At 50.1% G+C, this 683-nt stretch carries 1 rRNA gene; it reads right to left on the bottom strand.

What is annotated here, in order from left to right:
- Positions 1-659: ribosomal RNA gene (locus tag QUG14_RS00035) — 23S ribosomal RNA — on the bottom strand; the annotation flags it as partial.
- Positions 660-683: the final 24 nt, after the last annotated feature.

Below are 683 nucleotides of genomic sequence, written 5' to 3'. Positions count from 1 at the left end.
TTCAACTTAACCTTGCATGTAATCGTAACTCGCCGGTTCATTCTACAAAAGGCACGCCATCACCCATGAACGGGCTCTGACTACTTGTAGGCACACGGTTTCAGGATCTTTTTCACTCCCCTTCCGGGGTGCTTTTCACCTTTCCCTCACGGTACTGGTTCACTATCGGTCACTAGGGAGTATTTAGCCTTGGGAGATGGTCCTCCCAGCTTCCGACCGGATTTCTCGTGTCCGGCCGTACTCAGGATCCACTCAGGAGGGAACGAAGTTTCAACTACAGGGTTTTTACCTTCTATGACGGACCTTTCCAGATCGCTTCATCTACCCCGTTCCTTTGTAACTCCATGTTGAGTGTCCTACAACCCCAAGAGGCAAGCCTCTTGGTTTGGGCTATGTCCCGTTTCGCTCGCCGCTACTCAGGGAATCGCGTTTGCTTTCTCTTCCTCCGGGTACTTAGATGTTTCAGTTCCCCGGGTCTGCCTTCAATACCCTATGTATTCAGGTAAAGATACTGCTCCATTACGAGCAGTGGGTTCCCCCATTCGGAAATCTCCGGATCAAAGCTTACTTACAGCTCCCCGAAGCATATCGGTGTTAGTCCCGTCCTTCATCGGCTCCTAGTGCCAAGGCATCCACCGTGCGCCCTTTCTAACTTAACCTAAAAGGTTATTTTCTTCTTAATT

The organism is Neobacillus sp. CF12 (genome assembly GCF_030348765.1).
Classification (GTDB): domain Bacteria; phylum Bacillota; class Bacilli; order Bacillales; family Cytobacillaceae; genus Neobacillus.
Note: the sequence above shows the minus strand (reverse complement) of the source record. Positions and strands in the feature narration are given on the sequence as shown.